The sequence below is a fragment of the Streptomyces sp. DS1-CR2 genome, assembly GCF_055760475.1.
This window is the reverse complement of the sequence record NZ_CM147085.1, coordinates 1,761,340-1,787,500: the sequence shown is the minus strand read 5'-3', so window position 1 is coordinate 1,787,500 and position 26,161 is coordinate 1,761,340. Positions and strand designations below refer to the sequence as shown.

The 26,161-nt window shown below is 67.6% G+C and carries 21 protein-coding genes, 2 rRNA genes and 1 riboswitch; of the genes, 16 read left to right on the top strand and 7 right to left on the bottom strand.

All coding sequences use genetic code 11. The annotated features are described in order from the left end of the window. Window positions 1-188: 188 nt before the first annotated feature. The 12 genes from ACY0PA_RS08980 (at window position 189) to ACY0PA_RS08925 (ending at window position 13,799) form a co-directional block, all read left to right on the top strand. Window positions 189-3,312, top strand: a 23S ribosomal RNA gene (locus ACY0PA_RS08980). Between the two features lie 87 nt (window positions 3,313-3,399). Continuing rightward, a 5S ribosomal RNA gene (rrf, locus tag ACY0PA_RS08975) occupies window positions 3,400-3,516 on the top strand. 172 nt (window positions 3,517-3,688) lie between these two features. After that, window positions 3,689-4,297: a CDP-alcohol phosphatidyltransferase family protein gene (locus tag ACY0PA_RS08970; RefSeq protein WP_473084150.1), complete on the top strand. Its 609-nt coding sequence runs from the start codon at window positions 3,689-3,691 to the stop codon at window positions 4,295-4,297. Window positions 4,298-4,413: 116 nt separating this feature from the next. Beyond that, window positions 4,414-6,909 carry a sugar phosphate nucleotidyltransferase gene (locus ACY0PA_RS08965; protein ID WP_473084149.1) on the top strand — a complete coding sequence of 832 codons (2,496 nt, stop codon included), beginning with the start codon at window positions 4,414-4,416 and terminating at the stop codon, window positions 6,907-6,909. An 89-nt stretch (window positions 6,910-6,998) separates the two neighbouring features. Continuing rightward, a complete protein-coding gene (locus tag ACY0PA_RS08960; protein ID WP_473084148.1) occupies window positions 6,999-7,907 on the top strand; it encodes a DUF881 domain-containing protein in 909 nt (302 codons plus the stop codon). Further along, window positions 7,904-8,236: a small basic family protein gene (locus ACY0PA_RS08955; RefSeq protein ID WP_100597644.1), complete on the top strand. Its 333-nt coding sequence runs from the start codon at window positions 7,904-7,906 to the stop codon at window positions 8,234-8,236. Before ACY0PA_RS08960 ends, ACY0PA_RS08955 begins: the two co-directional genes overlap by 4 nt. 5 nt (window positions 8,237-8,241) lie before the next feature. Then, entirely contained in the window at window positions 8,242-9,117 is an 876-nt protein-coding gene (locus ACY0PA_RS08950; protein ID WP_473086276.1) for a DUF881 domain-containing protein, read from the top strand. 82 nt (window positions 9,118-9,199) lie between these two features. Next, window positions 9,200-10,162 (top strand): FHA domain-containing protein, encoded by a 963-nt coding sequence (locus ACY0PA_RS08945; RefSeq protein WP_473086275.1) that lies wholly within the window; start codon window positions 9,200-9,202, stop codon window positions 10,160-10,162. Between the two features lie 16 nt (window positions 10,163-10,178). Continuing rightward, entirely contained in the window at window positions 10,179-10,922 is a 744-nt protein-coding gene (gene ftsR, locus ACY0PA_RS08940; protein WP_473084147.1) for a transcriptional regulator FtsR, read from the top strand. Window positions 10,923-11,008: 86 nt separating this feature from the next. Continuing rightward, entirely contained in the window at window positions 11,009-11,482 is a 474-nt protein-coding gene (locus ACY0PA_RS08935) for a bifunctional nuclease family protein (protein WP_100597640.1), read from the top strand. A 194-nt stretch (window positions 11,483-11,676) separates the two neighbouring features. Further along, complete coding sequence (locus ACY0PA_RS08930) at window positions 11,677-12,321, top strand: MerR family transcriptional regulator (protein WP_473084146.1); 645 nt, start codon at window positions 11,677-11,679, stop codon at window positions 12,319-12,321. 56 nt (window positions 12,322-12,377) lie between these two features. Next, window positions 12,378-13,799 (top strand): DNA polymerase IV, encoded by a 1,422-nt coding sequence (locus tag ACY0PA_RS08925; RefSeq protein ID WP_473084145.1) that lies wholly within the window; start codon window positions 12,378-12,380, stop codon window positions 13,797-13,799. Here ACY0PA_RS08925 and ACY0PA_RS08920 read toward each other — a convergent pair. Beyond that, the gene (locus ACY0PA_RS08920) at window positions 13,785-14,168 is read right to left on the bottom strand and encodes a PRC-barrel domain-containing protein (protein WP_473084144.1); all 384 of its coding nucleotides are present in this window, start codon (window positions 14,166-14,168) and stop codon (window positions 13,785-13,787) included. The two genes, ACY0PA_RS08925 and ACY0PA_RS08920, sit on opposite strands and share 15 nt — an antisense overlap. Window positions 14,169-14,282: 114 nt before the next feature. Further along, window positions 14,283-14,378, top strand: a riboswitch (glycine riboswitch). A gap of 183 nt (window positions 14,379-14,561) precedes the next feature. On the opposite strand from ACY0PA_RS08920, the gene gcvP reads away from it, so the two are divergent. Next, window positions 14,562-17,447 (top strand): aminomethyl-transferring glycine dehydrogenase, encoded by a 2,886-nt coding sequence (gene gcvP, locus ACY0PA_RS08915; protein ID WP_473084143.1) that lies wholly within the window; start codon window positions 14,562-14,564, stop codon window positions 17,445-17,447. An 89-nt stretch (window positions 17,448-17,536) separates the two neighbouring features. Here gcvP and ACY0PA_RS08910 read toward each other — a convergent pair whose 3' ends face one another. Then, window positions 17,537-17,734 (bottom strand): DUF5999 family protein, encoded by a 198-nt coding sequence (locus tag ACY0PA_RS08910; protein ID WP_165914281.1) that lies wholly within the window; start codon window positions 17,732-17,734, stop codon window positions 17,537-17,539. A 341-nt stretch (window positions 17,735-18,075) separates the two neighbouring features. Further along, on the bottom strand, window positions 18,076-18,663 hold the full coding sequence (locus ACY0PA_RS08905) for a hypothetical protein (protein WP_473084142.1): 588 nt from the start codon (window positions 18,661-18,663) through the stop codon (window positions 18,076-18,078). A gap of 491 nt (window positions 18,664-19,154) precedes the next feature. Here ACY0PA_RS08905 and ACY0PA_RS08900 point away from each other — a divergent pair, with 491 nt between their 5' ends. Next, window positions 19,155-20,675, top strand: a complete 1,521-nt coding sequence (locus tag ACY0PA_RS08900; RefSeq protein WP_473084141.1) for a glutamate-cysteine ligase family protein — start codon at window positions 19,155-19,157, stop codon at window positions 20,673-20,675. A gap of 22 nt (window positions 20,676-20,697) precedes the next feature. Here the strand turns inward: ACY0PA_RS08900 and ACY0PA_RS08895 are convergent, their stop codons facing one another. Then, the gene (locus tag ACY0PA_RS08895) at window positions 20,698-22,470 is read right to left on the bottom strand and encodes a substrate-binding and VWA domain-containing protein (RefSeq protein ID WP_473084140.1); all 1,773 of its coding nucleotides are present in this window, start codon (window positions 22,468-22,470) and stop codon (window positions 20,698-20,700) included. 151 nt (window positions 22,471-22,621) lie between these two features. Between ACY0PA_RS08895 and ACY0PA_RS08890 the strand changes: the two genes are divergently transcribed. Continuing rightward, a complete protein-coding gene (locus tag ACY0PA_RS08890) occupies window positions 22,622-23,440 on the top strand; it encodes a CPBP family intramembrane glutamic endopeptidase (protein ID WP_473086274.1) in 819 nt (272 codons plus the stop codon). Window positions 23,441-23,534: 94 nt separating this feature from the next. On the opposite strand, the gene ACY0PA_RS08885 is transcribed toward ACY0PA_RS08890, so the two are convergent. Beyond that, a complete protein-coding gene (locus tag ACY0PA_RS08885; protein ID WP_473084139.1) occupies window positions 23,535-24,344 on the bottom strand; it encodes a PhzF family phenazine biosynthesis protein in 810 nt (269 codons plus the stop codon). A 140-nt stretch (window positions 24,345-24,484) separates the two neighbouring features. Here ACY0PA_RS08885 and ACY0PA_RS08880 point away from each other — a divergent pair, with 140 nt between their 5' ends. Beyond that, window positions 24,485-25,102: a PadR family transcriptional regulator gene (locus tag ACY0PA_RS08880; protein ID WP_326776816.1), complete on the top strand. Its 618-nt coding sequence runs from the start codon at window positions 24,485-24,487 to the stop codon at window positions 25,100-25,102. 127 nt (window positions 25,103-25,229) lie between these two features. Here ACY0PA_RS08880 and ACY0PA_RS08875 read toward each other — a convergent pair whose 3' ends face one another. Beyond that, window positions 25,230-25,658, bottom strand: a complete 429-nt coding sequence (locus tag ACY0PA_RS08875) for a type II toxin-antitoxin system Rv0910 family toxin (protein WP_469988598.1) — start codon at window positions 25,656-25,658, stop codon at window positions 25,230-25,232. 95 nt (window positions 25,659-25,753) lie between these two features. Continuing rightward, window positions 25,754-25,969, bottom strand: coding sequence for a hypothetical protein (locus ACY0PA_RS08870; RefSeq protein WP_473084138.1), 216 nt, complete (start codon window positions 25,967-25,969; stop codon window positions 25,754-25,756). Window positions 25,970-26,161 lie beyond the last annotated feature (192 nt).

Below are 26,161 nucleotides of genomic sequence, written 5' to 3'. Positions count from 1 at the left end.
GTACTGCCCCTTCGGGGCGTGGAAAGCATGATCTCCGGGCGTCACCGGGTCGGGCACGCTGTTGGGTGTCTGAAGGTACGGCCGAAACGGTCGCCTTCAGTGCCGGCCCCGGTAAAGATCTGCTTCGGTGGGTTGTGACGGGTGGTTGGTCGTTGTTTGAGAACTGCACAGTGGACGCGAGCATCTGTGGCCAAGTTTTTAAGGGCGCACGGTGGATGCCTTGGCACCAGGAACCGATGAAGGACGTGGGAGGCCACGATAGTCCCCGGGGAGTCGTCAACCAGGCTTTGATCCGGGGGTTTCCGAATGGGGAAACCCGGCAGTCGTCATGGGCTGTCACCCGCTGCTGAACACATAGGCAGTGTGGAGGGAACGCGGGGAAGTGAAACATCTCAGTACCCGCAGGAAGAGAAAACAACCGTGATTCCGGGAGTAGTGGCGAGCGAAACTGGATGAGGCCAAACCATTTGCGTGTGATACCCGGCAGGGGTTGCGCATGTGGGGTTGTGGGATCTCTCTTTCACAGTCTGCCGGCTGTGAGACGAGTCAGAAACCGTTGATGTAGGCGAAGGACATGCGAAAGGTCCGGCGTAGAGGGTAAGACCCCCGTAGTCGAAACATCAGCGGCTCGTTTGAGAGACACCCAAGTAGCACGGGGCCCGAGAAATCCCGTGTGAATCTGGCGGGACCACCCGCTAAGCCTAAATATTCCCTGGTGACCGATAGCGGATAGTACCGTGAGGGAATGGTGAAAAGTACCGCGGGAGCGGAGTGAAATAGTACCTGAAACCGTGTGCCTACAAGCCGTGGGAGCGTCGCTGTATGTGCTTGCACATGCAGTCGTGACTGCGTGCCTTTTGAAGAATGAGCCTGCGAGTTTGCGGTGCGTTGCGAGGTTAACCCGTGTGGGGAAGCCGTAGCGAAAGCGAGTCCGAATAGGGCGGTTTAGTAGCGCGCTCAAGACCCGAAGCGGAGTGATCTAGCCATGGGCAGGTTGAAGCGGAGGTAAGACTTCGTGGAGGACCGAACCCACCAGGGTTGAAAACCTGGGGGATGACCTGTGGTTAGGGGTGAAAGGCCAATCAAACTCCGTGATAGCTGGTTCTCCCCGAAATGCATTTAGGTGCAGCGTCGTGTGTTTCTTGCCGGAGGTAGAGCACTGGATAGGCGATGGGCCCTACCGGGTTACTGACCTTAGCCAAACTCCGAATGCCGGTAAGTGAGAGCGCGGCAGTGAGACTGTGGGGGATAAGCTCCATGGTCGAGAGGGAAACAGCCCAGAGCATCGACTAAGGCCCCTAAGCGTACGCTAAGTGGGAAAGGATGTGGAGTCGCACAGACAACCAGGAGGTTGGCTTAGAAGCAGCCACCCTTGAAAGAGTGCGTAATAGCTCACTGGTCTAGTGATTCCGCGCCGACAATGTAGCGGGGCTCAAGCGTACCGCCGAAGTCGTGTCATTCCAGCGTGAGGGCCAACGCCTGCTGGGATGGGTAGGGGAGCGTCGTGTGCCGGGTGAAGCAGCCGCGGAAGCGAGTTGTGGACGGTTCACGAGTGAGAATGCAGGCATGAGTAGCGATACACACGTGAGAAACGTGTGCGCCGATTGACTAAGGGTTCCTGGGTCAAGCTGATCTGCCCAGGGTAAGTCGGGACCTAAGGCGAGGCCGACAGGCGTAGTCGATGGATAACCGGTTGATATTCCGGTACCCGCTGTGAAGCGTCAAACATTGAATCAGGCGATGCTAAGTCCGTGAAGCCGTTCCGGACCCTTCGGGGAAAGGAAAGTGGTGGAGCCGACGGACCAGACTTGTAGTAGGTGAGTGATGGGGTGACGCAGGAAGGTAGTCCAGCCCGGGCGGTGGTTGTCCCGGGGTAAGGGTGTAGGCCGTGTGGCAGGTAAATCCGTCACACATTAAGGCTGAGACCTGATGCCGAGCCGATTGTGGTGAAGTGGATGATCCTATGCTGTCGAGAAAAGCCTCTAGCGAGTTTCATGGCGGCCCGTACCCTAAACCGACTCAGGTGGTCAGGTAGAGAATACCGAGGCGTTCGGGTGAACTATGGTTAAGGAACTCGGCAAAATGCCCCCGTAACTTCGGGAGAAGGGGGGCCATCACCGGTGATTGGATTTACTTCATGAGCTGGGGGTGGCCGCAGAGACCAGCGAGAAGCGACTGTTTACTAAAAACACAGGTCCGTGCGAAGCCGTAAGGCGATGTATACGGACTGACGCCTGCCCGGTGCTGGAACGTTAAGGGGACCGGTTAGTGCACTTTCGGGTGTGCGAAGCTGAGAACTTAAGCGCCAGTAAACGGCGGTGGTAACTATAACCATCCTAAGGTAGCGAAATTCCTTGTCGGGTAAGTTCCGACCTGCACGAATGGCGTAACGACTTCTCGACTGTCTCAACCATAGGCCCGGTGAAATTGCACTACGAGTAAAGATGCTCGTTTCGCGCAGCAGGACGGAAAGACCCCGGGACCTTTACTACAGTTTGATATTGGTGTTCGGTTCGGCTTGTGTAGGATAGGTGGGAGACTGTGAACTCTGGACGCCAGTTCAGGGGGAGTCGTCGTTGAAATACCACTCTGGTCGTGCTGGATGTCTAACCTGGGTCCGTGATCCGGATCAGGGACAGTGTCTGATGGGTAGTTTAACTGGGGCGGTTGCCTCCTAAAGAGTAACGGAGGCGCCCAAAGGTTCCCTCAGCCTGGTTGGTAATCAGGTGTTGAGTGTAAGTGCACAAGGGAGCTTGACTGTGAGACCGACGGGTCGAGCAGGGACGAAAGTCGGGACTAGTGATCCGGCGGTGGCTTGTGGAAGCGCCGTCGCTCAACGGATAAAAGGTACCCCGGGGATAACAGGCTGATCTTCCCCAAGAGTCCATATCGACGGGATGGTTTGGCACCTCGATGTCGGCTCGTCGCATCCTGGGGCTGGAGTCGGTCCCAAGGGTTGGGCTGTTCGCCCATTAAAGCGGTACGCGAGCTGGGTTTAGAACGTCGTGAGACAGTTCGGTCCCTATCCGCTGTGCGCGTAGGAGTCTTGAGAAGGGCTGTCCCTAGTACGAGAGGACCGGGACGGACGAACCTCTGGTGTGCCAGTTGTCCTGCCAAGGGCATGGCTGGTTGGCTACGTTCGGAAAGGATAACCGCTGAAAGCATCTAAGCGGGAAGCCTGCTTCGAGATGAGGACTCCCACCCCCTTTGAGGGGTTAAGGCTCCCAGTAGACGACTGGGTTGATAGGCCAGATCTGGAAGCCCGGTAACGGGTGGAGGTGACTGGTACTAATAGGCCGAGGGCTTGTCCTCAGTTGCTCGCGTCCACTGTGTTGGTTCTGAAACCACGAACAACCCCGTACATGGTCACGTACGGTGCGGTTGACAGTTTCATAGTGTTTCGGTGGTCATAGCGTGAGGGAAACGCCCGGTTACATTCCGAACCCGGAAGCTAAGCCTCACAGCGCCGATGGTACTGCAGGGGGGACCCTGTGGGAGAGTAGGACGCCGCCGAACTATTTTTGAAGAAGACCCCCGTAACGGATGAGAATCCGGTTACGGGGGTTTTCTGCGTTATGTGCCAAGCGTTGTGCGTCAATTCTTGTTGCACCCCTCTGCACTGCCCCAAGTGTGCTGAGGGTAAGGTCGGGGGGCATCGTTGGCTCGTTTCCCCACAGGAGGCCCCCGGGTGGAGGTCCAGGAGACCCGTGTCCAGACGGACCGGGTGCTCACCATCCCGAACATCCTCAGCATGGCGCGTCTCCTTGGCGTACCCCTGTTCCTGTGGCTCATCCTCAGGCCCGAGTTCGGCGGGCCCAAAAGCGACGGCTGGGCCCTTCTGGTCCTGATGCTCAGCGGTGTCAGTGACTATCTCGACGGGAAGCTCGCCCGGCGCTGGAATCAGATCAGCAACCTCGGCCGGCTCCTCGACCCAGCGGCCGACCGGCTCTACATTCTGTCCACGCTCGTAGGACTCACCTGGCGCGAGATTCTGCCGATCTGGTTGACGGCCGTACTGCTTGCCCGGGAGCTGGTTCTCCTGGTGATGGTGGGTATCCTCCGCCGACACGGCTATCCGCCGCCGCAGGTGAACTTCCTCGGCAAGGCCGCCACGTTCAACCTCATGTATGCGTTCCCCTTGTTGCTCCTCAGCGACGGAAGCGGCTGGATCAACACGCTCGCTGCTATTTTCGGATGGGCGTTCGCAGGATGGGGTACAACGCTCTACTGGTGGGCAGGGATCCTGTACGTAGTACAGGTCCGCCGACTGGTCAGGGCGGACTCCGAGGCCGATTGAGCTCGCCCATGTGGCGGTATTCGAGGCCAGATCGGCCCGCACTCTGAGATCTGCGGGTCCATCCGGACGGGCGAAGTCGGCTAGACAGTCGTCTCTTCAAGGAGGACGCTTCCGACATGAAGGCCGTCGTAATGGCTGGAGGCGAAGGCACGCGCCTTCGCCCCATGACCTCGAGTATGCCCAAGCCGCTCCTGCCGGTCGTCAACCGGCCGATCATGGAGCATGTGCTGCGGTTGCTCAAGCGGCATGGGCTCACCGAGACCGTCGTCACCGTGCAGTTCCTGGCATCACTCGTCAGGAACTACTTCGGGGACGGCGAAGAGCTCGGCATGGAGCTCACCTATGCCAATGAGGAGAAGCCACTCGGCACAGCCGGCAGCGTGAAGAACGCAGAGGAAGCACTCAAGGACGACGCTTTCGTTGTGATCTCCGGTGACGCTCTGACCGATTTCGACCTCACCGACCTCATCAATTTCCACAAGGAAAAGGGTGCGCTGGTCACGGTCTGCCTGGCCCGCGTTCCCAACCCCCTCGAATTCGGCATCACCATCGTCGATGAACAGGGAAAGGTCGAGCGTTTCCTCGAGAAGCCCACCTGGGGCCAGGTTTTCTCCGACACCGTGAACACGGGTATCTATGTCATGGAGCCCGAGGTATTCGACTACGTCGAGGCCGACGTATCGGTTGACTGGTCCGGTGACGTCTTCCCGCAGCTCATGAAGGAAGGCAAGCCGGTCTACGGCTATATCGCCGAGGGCTACTGGGAGGACGTCGGCACGCACGAGAGCTACGTCAAGGCGCAGGCCGACGTGCTCGAGGGCAAGGTCGACGTCGAGATCGACGGATTCGAGATCTCGCCCGGCGTATGGGTCGCAGAGGGTGCCGAGGTTCATCCGGACGCTGTGCTTCGCGGTCCGCTGTACATCGGCGACTACGCCAAGGTCGAAGCCGACGTCGAGCTGCGCGAGCACACCGTGATCGGCTCGAACGTCGTCGTGAAGAGCGGGGCTTTTCTGCACAAGGCCGTTGTCCACGACAACGTGTACATCGGGCAGCACAGCAATCTGCGCGGCTGCGTCATCGGCAAGAACACCGACATCATGCGGGCCGCCCGCGTCGAGGACGGCGCCGTCATCGGCGACGAGTGCCTGGTCGGTGAGGAATCGATTATCCAGGGCAACGTCCGGGTCTATCCGTTCAAGACCATCGAGGCCGGCGCCTTCGTCAACACCTCGGTGATCTGGGAGTCCAGGGGCCAGGCGCATCTCTTCGGCGCCCGTGGCGTCTCCGGCATCATCAACGTGGAGATCACCCCGGAACTCGCTGTACGGCTCGCGGGGGCGTACGCCACGACGCTCAAGAAGGGCTCGACCGTCACCACGGCCCGTGACCACTCGCGTGGTGCGCGAGCCCTGAAGCGCGCGGTCATCTCCGCGTTGCAGGCGAGCGCCATCGACGTACGCGATCTGGAGAACGTGCCGCTGCCCGTCGCCCGGCAGCAGACCGCGCGGGGCAGTGCCGGCGGGATCATGATCCGCACGACGCCCGGAGTGCCTGACTCTGTCGACATCATGTTCTTCGACGAGCGGGGAGCGGACCTCTCTCAGGCCAGCCAGCGGAAGCTGGACCGGGTGTACGCGCGGCAGGAGTACCGGCGGGCGTTCCCCGGCGAGATCGGCGACCTGCACTTCCCGTCGAGCGTCTTCGACTCGTACACCGGTTCCCTGTTGCGGAATGTCGATACGACGGGGATTGCCGAGGCGGGGCTCAAGGTCGTCGTCGACGCTTCGAACGGCAGTGCCGGTCTGGTGCTGCCCAGCCTGCTCGGGCGGCTCGGTGTCGACTCGCTGACTATCAACCCGGGGCTCGACGAGTCCCGGCCGACCGAGACGCGGGACGCGCGCCGCTCCGGGCTTGTACGCCTCGGGGAGATCGTGGCGTCCGCGCGGGCCGCGTTCGGCGTCCGGTTCGACCCGGTCGGCGAGCGGCTGTCGCTGGTGGACGAGAAGGGCCGCATCGTCGAGGACGACCGTGCGCTTCTGGTCATGCTGGACCTGGTGGCAGCCGAGCGGCGCAGCGGCCGGGTCGCGCTGCCGGTGACCACGACCCGTATCGCCGAGCAGGTGGCCGCGTACCACGGGACGCAGGTGGAGTGGACGACCACGTCGCCGGACGACCTCACTCGGGTCGGGCGGGACGAGGGGACCATCTTCGGTGGTGACGGTCGCGGCGGGTTCATCATTCCGGAGTTCAGCTCCGTCTTCGACGGCGCGGCCGCGTTTGTCCGGCTGATCGGGCTCGTGGCGCGGACGCAGTTGACCTTGAGTCAGATCGACGCGCGGATCCCGCGGGCACATGTACTCAAGCGGGACCTCGCGACTCCGTGGGCGGTGAAGGGGCTCGTGATGCGGCGGGTCGTCGAGGAGGCCGGCGACCGGTCCGTCGACACGACCGACGGCGTGCGGGTCGTCGAGGCGGACGGGCGCTGGGTGATGGTGCTGCCCGACCCGGCCGAGGCCGTCACCCATCTGTGGGCCGAGGGGCCCGACGACGCGTCGGCACAGCAGCTGCTCGACGAGTGGGCGGCAGTAGTGGACAGCGCCGGTCGCTGAGTCGTCGTACGGGCCGGTCGGCGCCTGTCACGGGCGCCGACCGGCCCGTCGGTGGGGCCATTCGGAGGTAGAGGCCACCACGTGCGACGATGTGCGGCATGCCGCAGCAGCCCCCCGATCGGAGCAGTCCCTCACACCCCGTGAGCCCCAGGCGTCCCGACGCCTCCATGTCGCTGCTGACGAACGTGATGGACCACAGCCTCGACGACGGATACGCGGAGGCGGCGGCCCGTAAGAAGGCCGAGGGCAGCGGTGGCATGCCACGTACCCTGCGGGCCAAGCTCGGGCTCGCGGCGGGGCTCGTCCTCGCGGCGCTCGTGGTGACGGTGGGGGCGGCGCAGGCGCGGGTCGCGGCACCGGTCGTGGCAAAGGAGCGCGAGGAGCTCATCGCCCGTATCGACCGGGAGACGGACGCCGCGGACAAGCTCGAGCGCACGGTGGACTCGCTCCGCAACGACGTGAGCGACCGCCAGCGTGAGGCGCTGAAGAAACACGGCGGCGACAAAGGCGAGTTGGTCGGTCTGCTCTCCGGCGCGACGGCGGTGCACGGGCCGGGAGTGAAGCTGGCCGTCGACGACGCCAAGGAAGCCGACCAGGGCGGCGGAGGGCCGCGCGAGAGCACCGGGTTCTCGGACACCGGGCGGGTGCGCGACCGGGACATGCAGCGGGTGGTCAACGGGCTCTGGCAGTCCGGTGCCGAGGCCGTAGCCATCAACGGACAGCGGCTGACGGCCCTGTCCGCGATCCGCGCGGCGGGTGACGCGATACTGGTCGACAACAGACCGCTCGTGCCGCCGTACACGGTGCTCGCGGTGGGGGACGGCCAGCGGCTGAGCACCCGGTTCCAGAACAGCCCTGACGGCCTGTACCTGCACGCGCTGCAGGAGAACTTCGGGATCCGGACCAGCATTTCCGCCCAGGACGACGTCCGCCTGCCCGCAGCGCCGAGCGTGACCGTACGTACAGCACAGCCGAGAACAGAGAAGGGCACATCGTGATCGCCGTACTGGGCCTCGTCGTGGGAGTCGTGGTCGGACTGTTCGTCCGCCCCGAGGTTCCGGCGGTGGTCGAGCCCTACCTTCCGATCGCCGTGGTGGCGGCCCTCGACGCGGTGTTCGGCGGCCTGCGGGCGATGCTCGACGGGATCTTCGACGACAAGGTCTTCGTCGTGTCGTTCCTGTCGAACGTCGTCGTGGCGGCCCTGATCGTGTTCCTGGGCGACAAGCTGGGCGTGGGCGCGCAGCTGTCCACCGGCGTCGTCGTGGTGCTCGGTATCCGCATCTTCTCCAACGCGGCCGCCATCCGGCGGCACATCTTCCGGGCGTGAGGCCGATGTCCGAGGACGAGAACAAGAACAACGACGAGCAGCACCGCCTGCGCAAGGAACTGCCGGACGAGGTCGCGCCCGAAGCGGCGGATGACGCGGACGGCGCGGACGGCGCGGACGACACGGAAGCGCCCGCGGCGGAGGCGAAGGACCCCGCACTGACCGGACGCCAGCGGCTGGCCAAGGGCCTGTGGCCGCCGAGGGTCTCCCGTGCGCAACTCATCGTCGCCGTCCTGCTGTTCGTGCTCGGCCTGGGTCTGGCCATCCAGGTGCGGTCCAACAGCGACAGCAGCGCGCTGCGCGGCGCACGTCAGGAAGATCTCGTACGCATCCTCGATGAACTGGACGACCGTACTCAGCGTCTGGGAGATGAGAAGCAGCGTCTCGAGGGGCAGCGCACCGAGTTGGAGAACAGCTCGGACCAGGCCGAGGAGGCCCGCAAGCAGACGGTCGAGAGGGAGCGGCAACTCGGCATTCTGGCGGGCACCGTGGCGGCGCAGGGCCCCGGGATCACGCTGACGGTCAGCGACAAGAAGGGCGCGGTGCAGGCGGACATGCTGCTCGATGCGATCCAGGAGCTCCGCGCGGCGGGCGCCGAGGCGATCCAGGTGAACGACGTCCGGGTCGTGGCCGACACGTATTTGACGGACGCGAGCGGCGGACGGGTGAGTGTGGACGGTCACAAGATCGGCGAGCCTTTCGTCTTCAAGGTCATCGGCAAGCCGCAGGACCTGGAGCCGGCGCTCAACATCCCTGGTGGGGTGGTTCAGACTCTGGAGAAGGAGCAGGCCACCGTTACCGTGACACAGGCACAGAAGATCGTCGTGGACGCCTTGCGACCGGCGAAGCGGCCTGACTACGCTCAGTCGTCGTCCCAGTGAGACGGTGGCGCATGGGGGCAGTCCGGCCAGGGCATGAGGTTGCGGGGGGTCGGCGCACCGTAAGCGGGGTGCGTGGTGGAAACTGTTTGGCGGATACGGACGTTGTGAGGATGTCTGTGTCGCCGATGTATGGCGGTGTGTGCAATCAGGGTTCGTCCTGCCCCACGGGCGGGTCTGTTTCGGTCAAGGGGAATCGCCCGTGAAGTTGTTTGCGAAGTTGTTCGGCAAGAGCGCACGTGAGGACAGCGGCAATGCCAATGCCACTGCCCGCCATCGTGCACCGCGCACCCAGGACGCGGAGGTGCAGGGGGCGGAGCGCCCGCTGTTCCGTGATCAGGTCGGTCCTCAGGGCGGTGACATTTCGGGCGGACAGGGCGCGTCGTCTGTTGACCCTGCCGTGTCCGGCCGCATAGGTTTCGGGGAACCGTCAACCTCAAGTGCGGGTGGAGGGTTTACCTCCGATCCGTATGCGTCCCATGCCCCCGCGGGGCAGCCGCGGCAGGAGGATCCGTCCATGTCGGCACTGGTGTGTACGAGGTGCGGAAACCGTAACGCCGAGGCGAGCCGGTTCTGCTCCAACTGCGGTGCGCCCCTGCGCGCCGGAGCCGAGCGTCCGTCCGAGACGACCTCGACGATTTCCATTTCGGGCCTTGAGGCCTACGACGCCGAAGTCACCGGTCAGACGCTGTCGCCGGCGCTCTCCCCGGAGGCGCAGGCCGCCGTCGACGCCCTGCCGCTCGGTTCGGCGCTCCTGGTGGTGCGACGTGGTCCGAACTCGGGCAGCCGCTTCCTCCTCGACGGCGAACTGACCACGGCGGGACGGCACCCGCAGAGCGACATCTTCCTTGACGACGTGACTGTTTCGCGCCGTCACGTGGAGTTCCGTCGCGGGGCTGACGGCGCCTTCACCGTCAGCGACGTGGGCAGCCTCAACGGCACGTACGTCAATCGGGAGCGGATCGACTCGGTCACGCTGTCGAACGGCGACGAGGTGCAGATCGGCAAGTACCGGCTGGTCTTCTACGCGAGCCAGCGGGGCATCTGACCTGTCAGGAAGGTCCATGCTTCAAACACCGAAGGGCGGTGCCGGTCACGGCATCGCCCTCACGGACAGTCGGCTGATGAGCATCGGCACCGTGCTGAACGTCCTGCGCGACGAGTTCCCCGAAGTCACCATCTCCAAGATCAGGTTCCTGGAGTCGGAGGGGCTGATCGAGCCGCAGCGAACCCCCTCGGGGTACCGCAAGTTCAGCCCGGACGACGTCGAGCGACTCGCCCATGTACTGCGCATGCAGCGGGACCACTATCTGCCGCTGAAGGTCATCAAGGAACAGCTCGACGCCCTGGAGCGGGGAGAAGCGATCACGCTGCCCTCTCCGGGGCGGCCGGGTGACGGCGAGGACGGCACGGCCCCGGAGGGCGGCGAAGGCCCGACAGTGGCCCGTGTGGGCCGTGACGAGCTGCTTGCCGCCGCCGGGATCGAGTCCCCCGAGCTGGACGAGTGGGAGTCGTACGGCCTCATCGCGCCGCTGCCCGACGGCGGATACGACGCGGAGGCGGTCACGGTCGCGGAGCTGGTCATGGAACTGGGCCGTTTCGGGATCGAGCCGCGGCATCTGCGGGCGATGAAGGCCGCTGCCGACCGGGAGGCCGGTCTGGTCGACCAGGTCGTCGCGCCTCTGCGACGGCACCGCAATCCCCAGACCAGGGCTCACGCGCAGGCCCGCGCGAAGGAGCTGGCGGGGCTGACCGTGAAGCTTCACGGGGCGCTTGTGCAGACCGCGCTCGGCGTGCGTCTGCCCTGATCCGAGGGGTGCTCGCGCGGTGTGCGACCGGCGGTCGACGGGTGCCCGACTACCCAAACCTGCCGGGCACGTCCTAGGGTTGCTGTGTGAACGAGCTCGACGTCGTAGGTGTCCGGGTCGAAATGCCCTCCAACCAACCGATCGTGCTCCTGCGTGAAGTGGGAGGCGACCGCTACCTCCCCATCTGGATCGGACCGGGGGAGGCGACGGCCATCGCCTTCGCACAGCAGGGCATGGCCCCCGCACGCCCGCTGACGCACGACCTTTTCAAGGACGTGCTGGAGGCGGTCGGGCAGGAGCTCACGGAAGTACGCATCACCGACCTGCGCGAAGGCGTCTTCTACGCGGAACTGGTGTTCTCGAGCGGTGTCGAGGTCAGTGCCCGCCCGTCGGACGCCATAGCGCTCGCGCTGCGCACCGGTACGCCGATCTACGGCAGTGACGGTGTGCTCGATGACGCCGGGATCGCGATCCCGGACGAGCAGGAGGACGAGGTGGAGAAGTTCCGCGAATTCCTCGACCAGATCTCGCCCGAGGATTTCGGGACCAACAGTCAGTGACGCGAGCGGCCGCCGGAAGGCGGCCGCTGCCGCGCCGGGGGCCCGGCCGGACCATTCGGCTAGCCTTTCCCCGCGGTGAGGTACGGGAAACCACTCGTAGGGTGATTATCACTCGGCGTGCCGAGTGTGGCGATCGTTGACGCACCCCTGGTGACTGCCTACCGTCGAGAAGGCAGGTCAAAGAGGAGGTCGGCGTGAGAAGCAGCGGCGACGGTACGGCTGGGGGCGTCGGACACATTCCGGCGGAGAGCGGCCCGTACTCGCTTCACGGCCACGCGGCCGGTCACATTCCGCGTCGGCCGACGGTGTTGCCGGTGGTCGCTCAGGGGGATGACGAGGCGACGCCCGAGCAGGTCGGATACCGGGGACCCACCGCGTGCGCGGCGGCCGGTATCACCTATCGGCAGCTGGACTACTGGGCGAGGACCGGTCTGGTCGAGCCGAGTGTGCGCCCCGCCCACGGGTCGGGGACCCAGCGGCTCTACAGCTTCAGGGACGTCGTCGTCCTGAAGATCGTGAAGCGGTTCCTGGACACCGGTGTCTCACTGCAGAACATCCGCACCGCGGTGCAGCACCTGCGGGAGCGCGGCTTCGGCGATCTGGAGCGGCTGACCCTCATGAGCGACGGCGCCACCGTCTACGAGTGCAGCTCGCCGACGGAGGTCCACGATCTGCTCCAGGGCGGTCAGGGCATCTTTGGTATCGCGGTCGGTGTGGTGTGGCGGGACGTCGAGAGCGCCCTGTCGCAGCTGCACGGAGAGCGCATCGACACCGGTGAGACGCTCCACGGGAACAACCCCGCTGACGAGCTGGCGAGACGGCGCAACCGCGCGGTGTGAGCTGGGTCGATGCGTCCGCCGGGGCATTGTCAGTGCCATAGGGCAGCATCGGACATGTGAGAACCGCGCCCACGATCCTGCATCTCGACATGGATGCCTTCTACGCCTCGGCGGAGCAGGCATCGAAGCCGAGCTTGCGCGGGAAAGCCGTGGTCGTGGGCGGGATCGGACCTCGTGGGGTGGTGGCCACCGCCTCGTACGAGGCCCGCGTGTTCGGGGTGCACTCGGCGATGCCGATCGGACAGGCGCGAAGGCTCGCGCCCAATGCGGCGTATCTCGTACCGCGCTTCCAGCTGTACCGCGAGGTCAGCGAGCAGGTGATGGGGCTGCTCCGGGAGCTGTCGCCGCTGGTGGAGCCGCTGAGCCTCGACGAGGCGTTCGTCGATCTTGAGGCCGGTGAGGTGGCCTGGGACGCCGCGTCGGCGCGGCTGGCCGGTGAGCGGCTGCGGGAGGAGATCAGGGCCGTGACCGGCCTGACCGGCTCTGTCGGGATCGCGGCGTCGAAGATGCTGGCGAAGATCGCCTCCGAGGAGGCCAAGCCGGACGGTCTGAGGCTGATCGTGCCCGGCACCGAGCGCGCCATGCTCGGGCCCATGTCCGTGCGCACGCTGCCCGGCGTGGGGCCGGCGACCGGGGACCATCTGAGACGTGCCGGGATCACCACGGTCGAGGAGATCGCGGAGGCGGGCGAGGACGAGCTCGTACGGCTGCTGGGGAAGTCGCACGGGGCGTCGCTGTACGCCATGGCTCTCGCGCACGACGACCGGCCCGTGGTGGCAGAGCGGGACGCCAAGTCGGTGTCGGTCGAGGACACGTACGACGTGGACATCCACGACCGGGTGCGGGTGCGGACCGAGGTGCAGCGGCTTGCGGAGCGGTGCGTGCAGCGGTTGCGGGGGGCGGAGCGGTCGGGGCGGACCGTGGTCCTCAAGGTGCGGCGCTACGACTTCTCCACGCTGACGAGATCCGAGACCCTGCGCGGGCCCACCGACGACCCCGCAGTGGTGCGGGAGGCGGCGGCGCGGCTCCTGGAGTCCGTGGACACGACGGGCGGGGTGCGGCTGCTGGGCGTGGGAGTGACGGGTCTGGCCGACTACACGCAGGAGGATCTGTTCGCGCAGGCGCAGGCCGAGGCCAAGGCGCACGCGGCCGAGGGTGAGGGGGAGACGGAAGGGGTGGATGGTGCGGGGGATGAGGGCCAGGTGGCTGCCGAGGAGGTCGTCGAGGCCGCGGACCGGCGCTGGGTGGCCGGGCACGACGTGCGGCACGAGGAGTTCGGGCACGGGTGGGTGCAGGGGAGCGGGCTCGGGAGGGTGACGGTGCGCTTCGAGACGCCGTACTCGGAGCCGGGGCGAGTGCGTACGTTCCGCACCGACGACCCCGCGCTCGTCCCCGCGGAGCCGCTGCCGCTGGTGGCGGAGGGCGACGTGAGGCGGGTTGACGCGGGGGAGCAGGGTGCCGGGTCAGGTGTCGTCTGATGTGCCGGCGATCTTGCCGAAGTTGCGGTCCTGAGGGGGCTCGGGGTCGTCCGGGCCCGTGACGTCGAGCCCGTAGTGGTGGTAGAGCTGGAGCTCCTGCTCGGGAGAGAGGTGACGGCCGACCCCGAAGTCGGGGGCGTCCTTGATCAGGGAGCGTTCGAAGGGGATGCGCAGGGTGCCCTCCACCAGCTCGCTCGGCTCCAGGGGGACGAAGGCGTCCCGGCTGAACAGGCCTGTGCGTATGGCCGCCCACTCCGGGACCCCGGTCGCGTCGTCGAGGTAGACCTCGTCGACAGTCCCGATTTTGGCTCCGTTGCGGTCGAACGCCTTGCGGCCGATCAGGTTTCGCGGATCGACATCGGTCTGCACGGGGCCCTCCAGCTGCTCGCAACTCATCCGTAAGCACTACCAAAGTGCACATTGGTGACGGCGGCCACTCGAAGCCGGGGGCGTTGTCGCCGCTGGTAGGCTGGCGATGGCTGCTGACCCCGTGCGGGAGAGTCCTCCGGATGACACCGGAGGCGCCGAAGGAGCAACTCCTCCCCGGAATCTCTCAGGCCCCTGTACCGCACGGACGAGGTCACTCTGGAAAGCAGGGCGGGCGTTCAGGCCTCCGCTCTCACCGACGGTGAAAGTCGGCATGCCCTTCGTGATGTGGGGTACGCCGGTGAAGCTCTCAGGTTGAGATGACAGAGGGGGAGGCCGTCCGGGCACCCGCGCCGTGGTGCCCCTCGCAGGTCGTATGACCAGGAGGCCTCCGCAATGACCGCCAACCGTATTCCGCTCTCCCAGCTGGAGCAGGGAATCCCCTTCGAGCAGCGCCATATCGGTCCGGATGAAGCAGCGCAGGCCAAGATGCTCGCGCAGGTCGGGTACGGCTCGCTCGACGAGCTGACGGCGGCCGCGGTCCCGGACGTGATCAAGAGCGCCGAGGCGCTCGATCTTCCCGGGGCCCGCACCGAGGCCGAGGTGCTCGCCGAACTCCGCTCCCTCGCGGACCGCAACCAGGTCCTCGACTCGATGGTCGGACTCGGTTACTACGGCACGTTCACGCCGCCCGTCATCCTGCGCAACGTCATGGAGAACCCGGCCTGGTACACGGCGTACACGCCCTACCAGCCGGAGATCTCGCAGGGCCGGCTCGAGGCACTGCTCAACTTCCAGACGATGGTCGCGGAGCTGACCGGCCTGCCGACCTCGGGCGCCTCGCTGCTCGACGAGGGCACGGCCGCGGCCGAGGCCATGGCGCTGTCGCGGCGCATCGGCAAGGTCAAGAACGGTGCCTTCGTGGTCGACGCGGACGCCCTGCCGCAGACCATCGCCGTGATCCAGACGCGCGCCGAGCCGACCGGTGTCGAGGTCGTCGTCGCCGACCTCTCCGAGGGCATCCCGGCCGAGGTCGCCGAGCGCGGCGTCGTCGGCGTCCTGATCCAGTACCCGGGCGCCTCCGGAGCTGTCCGCGACATCAAGCCGGTCATAGAGCAGGCTCACGAGCTGGGCGCCGTCGTCACGGTCGCTGCCGATCTGCTCGCCCTCACGCTGCTGACCTCGCCCGGCGAGCTCGGCGCCGACATCGCCGTCGGTACCACGCAGCGCTTCGGAGTCCCGATGGGCTTCGGCGGTCCGCACGCCGGCTACATGGCGGTCCGCGAGAAGTTCGCACGCAGCCTGCCCGGCCGCCTCGTGGGCGTCTCCGTCGACGCCGACGGCAACAAGGCGTACCGCCTCGCGCTGCAGACCCGTGAGCAGCACATCCGGCGGGAGAAGGCCACCAGCAACATCTGTACCGCTCAGGTGCTGCTCGCCGTCATGGCCGGCATGTACGCCGTGTACCACGGACCCGACGGACTCAAGGGCATCGCGCGGCGCACCCACCGGTACGCGACGCTGCTCGCCGCGGGCCTCAAGGCCGGCGGTGTCGAGGTCGTGCACGGCGCTTACTTCGACACCCTGACCGTGAAGGCCGCCGGGCGCGGCGCCGACATCGTCAGCGCCGCGCGCGAGGGTGGCGTCAACCTCCACCTGGTGGACGCCGACCACGTGTCGATCTCGTGTGACGAGACCACGACGCGTACCCAACTGGGCGCCGTCTGGACCGCGTTCGGTGTCGAGGCCGATGTCGACGCGCTCGACGCGGCCGCCGAGGACACGCTGCCCGCGGACCTCCTGCGCGGGGACGACTACCTGACGCACCCCGTGTTCCACGCGCACCGCTCCGAGACCTCGATGCTGCGCTACCTGCGCAAGCTGGCCGACCGTGACTACGCGCTCGACCGCGGCATGATCCCGCTGGGCTCCTGCACGATGAAGCTCAACGCGACGACGGAGATGGAGCCGGTCACCTGGCCCGAGTTCGGCCAGCTGCACCCCTTCGCGCCCGCCGAGCAGGCACAGGGCTACCTCACGCTCATCCGTGAGCTGGAGGAGCGCCTCGCGGAGGTCACCGGCTACGACAAGGTGTCGCTCCAGCCGAACGCCGGTTCGCAGGGCGAGCTGGCCGGTCTCCTCGCCGTCCGCGGCTATCACCGCGCCAACGGCGACGACCAGCGCACCATCTGCCTCATCCCGTCGTCCGCGCACGGCACCAACGCCGCGAGCGCCGTGATGGCCGGCATGAAGGTCGTCGTCGTGAAGACGGCCGACGACGGCGAGATCGACATTGCCGACCTGCGCGCCAAGATCGAGCAGTACGCCGACGAGCTCGCCGTCCTGATGATCACCTACCCGTCGACGCACGGTGTGTTCGAGGAGCACGTTGCCGACATCTGCGCGCAGGTACACGACGCCGGCGGCCAGGTCTACGTCGACGGCGCCAACCTGAACGCCCTGGTGGGCCTCGCCAAGCCGGGCCACTTCGGCGGCGACGTCTCGCATCTCAACCTGCACAAGACGTTCTGCATCCCGCACGGCGGCGGCGGTCCGGGCGTCGGCCCGGTCGGCGTCCGCGCGCACCTCGCGCCGTACCTGCCCAACCACCCGATGCAGCCCGCCGCCGGACCCGCGACCGGCGTCGGCCCGATCTCCGCGGCGCCGTGGGGCTCCGCGGGCATCCTGCCGATCTCGTGGGCGTATGTGCGTCTCATGGGCGGCGAGGGCCTCAAGCGGGCCACGCAGGTCGCGGTGCTGAGCGCCAACTACATCGCCAAGCGTCTCGAGCCGCACTTCCCGGTGCTGTACACGGGCCCCGGCGGCCTCGTCGCGCACGAGTGCATCATCGATCTGCGCCCGGTCTCGAAGGCGACCGGCGTCAGCGTCGACGACATCGCCAAGCGGCTCATCGACTACGGGTTCCACGCGCCGACCATGTCGTTCCCGGTGGCCGGGACGCTGATGATCGAGCCGACCGAGAGCGAGGACCTGACCGAGCTCGACCGGTTCTGCGAGGCGATGATCGCCATTCGCGGGGAGATCGAGAAGGTCGGTTCAGGCCGGTGGCCCGCCGAGGACAACCCGCTGCGCAACGCGCCGCACACCGCGGCCGCGCTCGGCGGCGAGTGGGAGCACGCGTACAGCCGCGAGGAGGCCGTCTTCCCCGCCGGTGTCGTGGCCGCCGACAAGTACTGGCCGCCGGTCCGCCGCATCGACCAGGCGTACGGCGACCGGAATCTCGTCTGCTCGTGCCCGCCCATGGACGCGTACGAGGACTGATACTCGCGCTGACATGCGTCAGGGCCGGTTCCGGGGTTTCCCGGGGCCGGCCCTTTCGTACGGGGGACGCCGTCGGCGTCCGGCTCCGCTCAGGCCGCGGTCACGACGTGCACGGGGCGGTGCGGAGCGATGATCTGGCCGTTGGGCAGCAGCTCACCGGTGTCCTCGAAGAGCAGGACGCCGTTGCAGAGCAGACTCCAGCCCTGTTCGGGGTGGTGGGCCACAGGGAGCGCGGCCTCCCGGTCGGCGGAGTCTGCGGACGGGCACGGTGGCTGGTGCTGGCACATGGATGGGATCTTTCCCTGTGAAGTGATGTCGGTGATGGGTGTGATGTCGCTGTCTGTCCTGCGGCTCGAAGCGTTGTTCATGGCCGCCCCCCGTTTGTCGGTCGGTCCGGAACCCAGTGTTGCCCCACGGGCGTCAATCCGCAGGTATTTCGTCGCAGCGGTCCTCACTGGATGAGGACGCGTCACCCGTGCGGACGGTTCACCCCAACTGCACTGTCCCTTCGGGTGGTTCGGGGTGGCCTGACCGGGCTAGTCCGGAAGGGCGGGCGAGGGCACGGCTGCGCCCCGCGACCGGTCGGCATCGGTAGCGGGGCGCGGGCGCGTGAGGCGGCCCGGTCGCGTCAGGCGGGCGAGCCCAGAAGGGGCGAGGGGGTCAGTCGATGGGTGAGGACGGGCAGCAGTTCGGCGACCCGGTGGGGGCGGTGGGCGGCGATGCCGGGCGGCGCGGGCGCGAGCGGGACCAGGAGGTCACTGGCCGCGGGATGTCCCGTGGAGGCGTCGGCGTTGCAGTCCCCGTGCAGCCACAGGGTGAGCATGTACAGCTCCGGGACCGAGAGCAGACGCGGCTGGTAGGCGGCGGGCAGGGACTCGGCCTGGCGTAGCGCGCGTTCGGTGGCCGCGACGTACGGACCCTCGAAGAAGTGCGAGAACGCCCAGCCGTCGGCGGTCAGCATCGTGTCGGCGGCGGCCACCGCGCGCTCCCCGCAGCGGATCAGGAACCGCCAGCCGGCGAGTCGGGTCGGCGCGGGGCCCGCGCTGCCCGTGACCCGGTCCAGTACATGGACGGGCAACGGGAGTTCGGGGCTTGCCGGTCCTTGGGCGGAGCGCAGGGATGGGGTGCGGGCCTCGCGGACTGCGGTGGGGGAACCGAGGGCCGTGAGGACGGTGCGCAGGGCGGGCGCGGGAGCCGGAGGGACATGCAGCGGCATGGTGGGTCGCCTCTCATTCGACAGGCACGGTGGATCGAGGGCGTGGCGGGACGAGCGGACGGCGGTGTCTGCTGACCGGGCCAGAGGGGGCGGGGGCAGGTACCGCGAGCGCCAACTCTCTGCCTCGTTCGCGGAGTTTATACGACACGTGTTCACGCGGTGTTTCGGCTAGCCGTCTCGAAAATGCTCGGCAAGGCGTTATTCGGTCGGCGAGATGAGGGAAATCTCCCGATTTTCAGCGGGGCCGGGTCCGTGACCTCGTAATCTTCACGGCGAGCGGACGGCCGATTCTCGTCGGTGTTTATCACCAGGCCAGGTGGAACCGACTCTTCGAGATGCTGCATGCCTCGTGAATGTGCCCCGTGACAACTGCTGCGAGCCTACTCGCCCGTGGCGGAGAGCGAGGCGTTATCGATCACATTGCCTGGGCATCATCCACCGTGACACAGCGGCCGGGTGGCCGGGTCGTCCATGCGAGGAGGGACGCTTCCATGGGGGAGAAGGTCGTGGCGGGCGCGTTCGACCTGTCCGATCGACGGCACTACCGCAGGAAGCTGCAGCAGTGCCTGGTGGGGCTCGGGCGACTCCTGGAAGAGGAGAGGTTCGACCGTCCGAGAAATCTGATGGGTCTGGAGATCGAGTTGAATCTCGCGGGGCCCGACGGCATGCCGAGAATGATGAATGCGCAAGTTCTCGAGCGCATCGCGAGCCGTGATTTCCAGACCGAACTCGGAATGTTCAATCTGGAAGTGAATATTGCCCCCCATCGATTGGAAGGCCGGGTTCTCGACCGGCTCGCCGAGGAGCTCAGGACCGGCCTCGCCTATGCCCACCGGAAAGCGAACGAGGTGGACGCCGGGATCGTGATGATCGGCATTCTCCCGACGCTCGCGCCCGATGATCTCGTCTCCGCGAACCTGTCCGACGTGGACCGCTACAGCCTTCTCAACGACCAGATGGTGGCCGCGCGCGGCGAGGACTTCGTGGTCGACATCGACGGGGTGGAGCACCTGCGCTGCAGCTCGGGGTCCATAGCGACCGAAGCGGCGTGCACTTCCGTGCAGTTGCACCTCCAGGTCACGCCCGCCCGATTCGCCGACGTGTGGAACGCCGCGCAGGCCGTCGCCGCCGTACAGGTCGCGGTCGGCGCCAACTCGCCGTTCCTGTTCGGACATGAGCTGTGGCGCGAGTCGCGGCCGCCCCTGTTCCAGCAGTCGACCGACACCCGCCCGCCCGAGCTCCAGGCCCAAGGGGTGCGGCCGCGCACCTGGTTCGGCGAGCGCTGGATCAGCAGCGCGTACGACCTCTTCGAGGAGAACCTGCGCTACTTCCCGCCTCTGCTGCCCCTGTGCGACGACGAGGAGCCGCTGCGCGTCATCGACGACGGCGGTGTTCCGGCGCTCGGCGAACTCGTCCTGCACAACGGCACCGTCTACCGCTGGAACCGGCCCGTGTACGGGATAGCCGACGGCATGCCGCACCTGCGCGTGGAGAACCGCGTCCTGCCCGCGGGTCCCACCGTCACCGACGTCATCGCGAACGTTGCGTTCTACTACGGCGTCGTACGCGCCCTCGCCGAGGACGCCCGCCCCGTCTGGACCCGCTTGCCCTTCGACGCGGCGGCCCGCAACTTCGACGAGGCCTGCCGGTACGGGATCGAGGCGCGCCTGGACTGGCCGCGCCGGGGCCGCTTCGGCGGGGTCGAGAAGGTGCCCGCCGTGACGCTCGTACGAGATGAGCTGCTGCCGCTGGCCGCCGCCGGGCTCGATGCCTGGGGGGTCGAGGCGGCCGACCGCGACTTCTACCTCGGGGTGATCGAGGAGCGCTGCCGGCGGCGGGTCAACGGGGCGTCGTGGCAGGCGGCCACGTTCCACCGCGCGCTGGAGAGCGGCCTGGAGCGTGACGCGGCGCTCGCGGCGACCACCCGGCGCTACTGCGAGCTGATGCACGCCGGGGACCCGGTGCACATGTGGCCGGTGGGGCTCCCGGCACCGGCGGTGCAACTGGGCTGACGGGCCTGTCGGTTGAGCTCGGTCAGCCCTTGGCGCCCGCCTCGACGATCGCCTTGAGGATCACCGCGTGGATCTCGGCCGGGTCGCTGACCTGGTGCCCGGAGCCGCCGGTGGCCCCGGCGATCTGCTCGACCTCGTCCTTGTCCGCGTCAGGGCCGACCGCGATGGCGATGAGCGGCACCGGGTGCTGGGCGTCGGCGAGGCTCTGGAGCCGCGAGACGAGGTGGCTGCGCGAGATGGAGCCGAGGTCCTGGTTCGCGCCGTCGGTCACGACCACGACGGCGTTGAACTTGCCGCTCCGGTAGGACGACGTCGCCTCCTCGTAGGCCGCGAGCGTCGTGTCGTAGAGACCTGTGGCGCCGCCCGGCACAGGCTGGAGACCGCTGAAGGCCTCGGACAGCTCGTCGCGCTGGGTGCCGCTGCCCTTGCGGTCGCCGAGACGCTCGGTGGGGACGAGCTTGCGGTAGTCGCGGTTCCCGTCGAGGAGCGTGGCGAACTCCCACAGGCCGATCTCGTCCTCGGGCGTGAACGTGGCGAGCGCCTGGAGCATCGACGCCTTCGTGACCTCCATGCGGGACTGGTTGCGGCCCGGCACGTAGTTCGCCATGGAGGCGGAGGCGTCCACGACCACGGTGATCCGGGCGCTCTGCACCGTGATCGTCCACATGCCGAGGGCTTCCTGGAGCTCCTTGTCCGTCGGCGGCTCGGAGTCCGACGTCGCGTACGGCTGCGGGCTGCGGCCGCCCGCCCCGGCGACCACGGCGTCCGAGGGCTCCTCGTCGTCCGTCCTGAAGCCGTGCCTGTCCAGGATCCGGATGCCGGCGTCCTCACCGAGCAGGGTCATGAAACGGATCGCGGCGCGCCGCTCGTCCGTCGACTTGTCGCCCTCGTCGACCAGGGCGAACGGGTAGTCGAGCTGCGGCGAGCCGTCCTTCGGGTAGAAGAGGTCGAGCCCGTCCTTGTCGCCGGCGGTCGCGTTGTACCGGAACGAGGACTGCTCGGAGAGGAACAGCGCCTGATTGCGGCGCGGATTGCCCTGCTCGGTGCCGGAGGAGTCGCGCGCCAGGGTGTCGGTCAGCCGGCCGTCGCTGTCGGTGGTGCGCTGCGAGAGCGCCTTGGCCATGGCGGCGGCCTGGGTGTCGCCCTCCGCCCCGGACTTCTTGGTGGAGGCGCCCAGCTGGGTCAGGGCGAGGAGACCGGTCGCGCTGCGCGCCGGGTCGGCGGTCCCGAGCCGCAGCTTGTCGCCCTCCATGGCCGCGCCGGTCAACTGCGCCCAGGTGTACTGCTTCGCGGGCCAGCCCATGCTCTTCGCGGCCGACGGCACCATGCTGATGCCGATGGGGGAGGAGGCTATGTTGCCCATCGCCGTGACCGGGGTGGCGTTCCCGCCGAGACCGGCACGCTGGATCCACAGACTCGAATCGGGCACCCACGCCTCGTAATCCCCGGCGCCCCTCACGCCCTTCCGCAGAGAATCGGCGATCTTGTACGAGTCGCCCGCCTGCACGCGAGTGTCGAGGCACTGCCCGTCGGAGGTCAGATGCTTCTTGCGGGCGAGGTTCGCGGCGTCGCGCAGCGCGGGGGCGACGTCGGGCGAGGCGGTGATGTCGAGGTGGACCGTCTTGCCGTCGCAGGCCCCGCCGAAGGAGAGCAGGCCGCTCCTGGCCGCGAGAGCCGTGCCCCCGGCGACCACCAGGACCAGCGCCGTCGCGATGGCCATGGTCCGGCCGCGCGTGCGCGGGCGGGGGCCGACCGCGTCCGTCCCATACTCGTCGGGCAAGCTGTGACGTCCCATGCGGTGGTGCCCTTCCTTCGGCCTGGCCCGACGGAAGGGGAGAGGTACACCAAAGAACGGCCTTCGTCCCCCCGGCCTGTCGCGCGCGATCTTCGTACCTGTATTCGAGACCCTAGCTGGGCTAGGTGGGGGATGAGGCGGGATTACTCAACTGGAGGCAGGTGTGCAGGCGGAGGCGGAGGCGGGTGCGGTGGCCGATTCTTTTCCGAACGAGCGGCTTTCGCGACGGATTCTTCGGAACGAGACACTGCTCGTTCTTGCGCTCTCGCTCGGTGCGAGCGGAGTGTCCGCGCTGATCAGCTTCGTCGGATCGGTCACCAAACCGGGGGGTCTGAAGGACCAGGCGGCGACTCTGAACGCCTCGGCGGCTCCCGGGCGGCCATGGCTTGATCTGGCGTGGCAGTTGTTCGGGATCGCGAGCGCGCTCGTCCCGGTCGCGCTCGTCGCGCATCTGCTGCTGCGCGAGGGCGCCGGGATGCGGACGATCGGCTTCGACTGTACGAGACCGTTCTTCGACGCGACCCGCGGCGCGGTGATCGCGGCGGTCATCGGCAGTACGGGCATCGCCTTCTACCTGGCGGCCCGTGGCCTCGGCTTCAACCTCACGGTGGTGCCGGAGGCGCTGCCCGACGTGTGGTGGAAGTACCCGGTCCTGGTCCTCTCGGCGATCCAGAACTCCGTCCTGGAGGAGGTGATCGTCGTCGGCTATCTGCTGCGCAGGCTGGGGCAGTTGGGCTGGACGCCCGGCACGGCGATCGTGGCCAGCTCGGTGCTGCGCGGCTCGTACCACCTCTATCAGGGCATCGGCGGCTTCTTCGGGAACCTCGCGATGGGCCTGGCCTTCGCGTATCTGTACCGGCGGTGGGGGCGGGTCGGGCCGCTGGTGGTGGCGCACTCGCTGCTCGACATCGGCGCGTTCGTCGGATACGCGCTGCTCGCGGGAAAGGTCGGGTGGCTGCCCACGGCGTGAGGCCGGGGCGGGTGCCGGACGCAGGGGGCGTACGAGATCTTCGTACGCCCCCTGCGGCGTGCCGGGGCCTTTCCTTCGGACCGGGGCAGAGTCCCTAGGCGAGCAGGTCGCCCTCGATGACCGTGACGGCGCGGCCGGTCAGCAGGGTGCGGGCGCCGCGCAGTTCGGTGCGGACGAAGCCCGTGCGGGCGGAGGCCTGGAGGCCGGTGAGTTCGGCACGGGCGAGGCGCGGGGACCAGAACGGTGCGAGGGCCGTGTGGGCGCTGCCGGTGACCGGGTCCTCGTCGATGCCGACGCGCGGGAAGAAGCAGCGGGAGACGAAGTCGTAGGCGCCGTCGGGGTCCGCGGCGCGGGCGGTGGCGATGACGCCGCGCTCGGAACAGGCGGCGAGGGCCTTGAGGTCGGGTGCGAGGGCATGCACCGTCTTCTCGTCCGCGAGCTCGACGAGCAGGTCGCCCACCTGGCGGCCGGTGTCGTGCACCGAGAGCGGCTCGGCGCCCAGGGCTGCAGCGACCCCTTCGGGGCTGTCGATACGGGTCAGGGGCGCGGTCGGGAAGTCGAGCGTGATCGTGCCGTCCTCGTGCGGGGTCGCGACGAGCATGCCGCTGCGGGTGGCGAAGCGGACCGGGCCGTCGGCCGCGCCGGTGCTGTGCAGCACGTGCGCGGTGGCCAGGGTGGCGTGGCCGCACATGTCGACCTCGGTGGCGGGGGTGAACCAGCGCAGCGCCCAGTCGGCGGGGCCGCCGGCGGGCAGCGGGTGGGCGAAGGCCGTCTCGGCGTGGTTGACCTCGGTGGCGATGTCCAGCAGCCGGGCGTCGTCGGGGAAGGCGTCGAGGAGCAGCACGCCGGCCGGATTGCCGGCGAAGGGGCGGTCGGTGAAGGCGTCCACGATTCGAATACGCATGGGGCGCACGCTACGGGGACGGTGAAAGCGCAGGCCAAGGCCAATTCGGGAGAGCTGGACCGGCAAGGGATTGCCAGCCGAACAGTTCCGATATATCGTTGACGCATCGCGACCGGTCAACGATGGAAGGAATGATGGAGATGCGTTCCCATGGCTACGAGCATGAACACGGACACGGACATGGACAGTGCGGGCCCGGCCATCCCGGTCGGGGCGGCTTCGAAGGGCGGCGTGCCGCCTTCGGCCCCTTCGGGCCGGGCTTCGGCCCGGGACCCTGGGGCGGCGGAGGGCGTGGCGGCCGGGGCGGACCTCGCGGAAGGGCACGGCGCGGCGACGTACGCGCGTCGATCCTGGCCCTCCTGAAGGACCGTCCGATGCACGGCTACGAGATGATCCAGGAGATCGCCGAGCGCAGCGGCGGGGCGTGGAAGCCCAGCCCGGGTTCGGTGTACCCGACCCTCCAGCTGCTGGAGGACGAGGGCCTGATCGCCAGCGAGAGCGAGGGCGGCAAGAAGCTGTTCGCGCTCACCGAGTCGGGCCGTTCCGCGGCCGACGAGGGGCCTGACGCCCCCTGGGAAGAGGCCGGGCGCGGGGTCGACTGGGACTCCCTGAACGAGATCCGGCAGGCCGGTTTCGGTCTGATGGAGGCGTTCGGGCAGGTCTGGAAGACCGGCAGCAAGGAGCAGCGCGAGAAGGCGCTGACCGTCATCAACGACGCCCGCAAGAAGCTGTACCTGATCCTCGCCGACGAGGACTGACGTCCCCGGGGGCGATGCTCCGTACCGGAGGGCTGACGTCCCCGGGGGCTCCGTACCGAAAGTTGAAGGCGCCCCGCACCGAGCGTGCGGGGCGCCTTTCACGTGTTCGCGCGCGCGTCGGGCCGGCTCAGGCGACGAGGCCGGCCAGTTTGCGCAGTGACTCGTTGAGCGCGGCCGTCGCCGAGTCCTTGAGCTTGCCCGCCATCAGGGACACCGCGGCGCCGGTGAACTCGCCGTCGATGCGGACCGTCGTGCCGTCGCCGTCCGCGGTCAGGGTGTAGCGCGTGCCGACGTTCACGCCCATCGGTCCCTTGCCCCTGATGGCCAGGGTGCGGGTGGCCTCCAGGTCCTCGACGGTCCAGGTCACCTCCGCCGGGAAGCCCATGAGCTTCATGTTCTCCTCGAAGGTGCCGCCCACTTCGAGCGCCGTCGGGGCGCCCTTCGGGAAGCTCGTGTGCGTGGCATTCCACTCCCCGTATGCGGTGAAGTCGGTGAGCTGGGCCCAGACCTTCTCTGCGGGTGCCCCGATCCGTGCTTCCGCGCTGACTTCGGCCATGCGACCACCCCTTCTCGACGAGAGCTGCGGCGGGCGCAGCCGTGGTGTCGCGGAAAGTAGCCGCAGGACCTCGAACATTCAATACTGATGAACCGTCAGAAGTGGGGAGAGGGCAGGCCGTCGTCAGCCAGCTTTTCGATGACCGCGGCGTCGAAGAGGTCCGATGCGCGCGGGAACGGTCCCTCGTCGTGGCAGTGCCAGGCGTCCCAGAACAGGTCGGCGAGCAGTGCGTCGTCGGGTGCGTACACCCGATACACGTACTGTCTGCCGTCGATTGCTGGCAGGACCACGAGCCAGCACCTGCTCTTCATACGTGTGAAGGACGAGTCCCGGTATGTCTGCGGTTGCGTGAGGGGCGCTGTGCAAGGCGGCGCGCGCCCCTCCGGGTAAAAAGACGCGATCTCATCCGTAAGGAGGAGAACCCGCTCACGCGTGCCCACCTTGTGTCGGACGTGGAAATGCTTCCCGCCGGGGATGCCCGGCCGGACAGGGGCTGATGAGGT

Bases quoted from the DNA above. Each gene is read 5' to 3' on its own strand.
- ACY0PA_RS08880 (WP_326776816.1), top strand. From the start codon at position 24,485: ATGCGTTCCCATGGCTACGAGCATGAACACGGACACGGACATGGACAG.
- ACY0PA_RS08895 (WP_473084140.1), bottom strand. From the start codon at position 22,470: ATGGGACGTCACAGCTTGCCCGACGAGTATGGGACGGACGCGGTCGGC.
- ACY0PA_RS08960 (WP_473084148.1), top strand. From the start codon at position 6,999: ATGTGCGGCATGCCGCAGCAGCCCCCCGATCGGAGCAGTCCCTCACAC.
- ACY0PA_RS08900 (WP_473084141.1), top strand. From the start codon at position 19,155: ATGGGGGAGAAGGTCGTGGCGGGCGCGTTCGACCTGTCCGATCGACGG.
- ftsR (WP_473084147.1), top strand. From the start codon at position 10,179: ATGCTTCAAACACCGAAGGGCGGTGCCGGTCACGGCATCGCCCTCACG.
- ACY0PA_RS08885 (WP_473084139.1), bottom strand. From the start codon at position 24,344: ATGCGTATTCGAATCGTGGACGCCTTCACCGACCGCCCCTTCGCCGGC.
- ACY0PA_RS08905 (WP_473084142.1), bottom strand. From the start codon at position 18,663: ATGCCGCTGCATGTCCCTCCGGCTCCCGCGCCCGCCCTGCGCACCGTC.
- gcvP (WP_473084143.1), top strand. From the start codon at position 14,562: ATGACCGCCAACCGTATTCCGCTCTCCCAGCTGGAGCAGGGAATCCCC.
- ACY0PA_RS08875 (WP_469988598.1), bottom strand. From the start codon at position 25,658: ATGGCCGAAGTCAGCGCGGAAGCACGGATCGGGGCACCCGCAGAGAAG.
- ACY0PA_RS08870 (WP_473084138.1), bottom strand. From the start codon at position 25,969: ATGAAGAGCAGGTGCTGGCTCGTGGTCCTGCCAGCAATCGACGGCAGA.
- ACY0PA_RS08965 (WP_473084149.1), top strand. From the start codon at position 4,414: ATGAAGGCCGTCGTAATGGCTGGAGGCGAAGGCACGCGCCTTCGCCCC.
- ACY0PA_RS08910 (WP_165914281.1), bottom strand. From the start codon at position 17,734: ATGTGCCAGCACCAGCCACCGTGCCCGTCCGCAGACTCCGCCGACCGG.
- ACY0PA_RS08950 (WP_473086276.1), top strand. From the start codon at position 8,242: ATGTCCGAGGACGAGAACAAGAACAACGACGAGCAGCACCGCCTGCGC.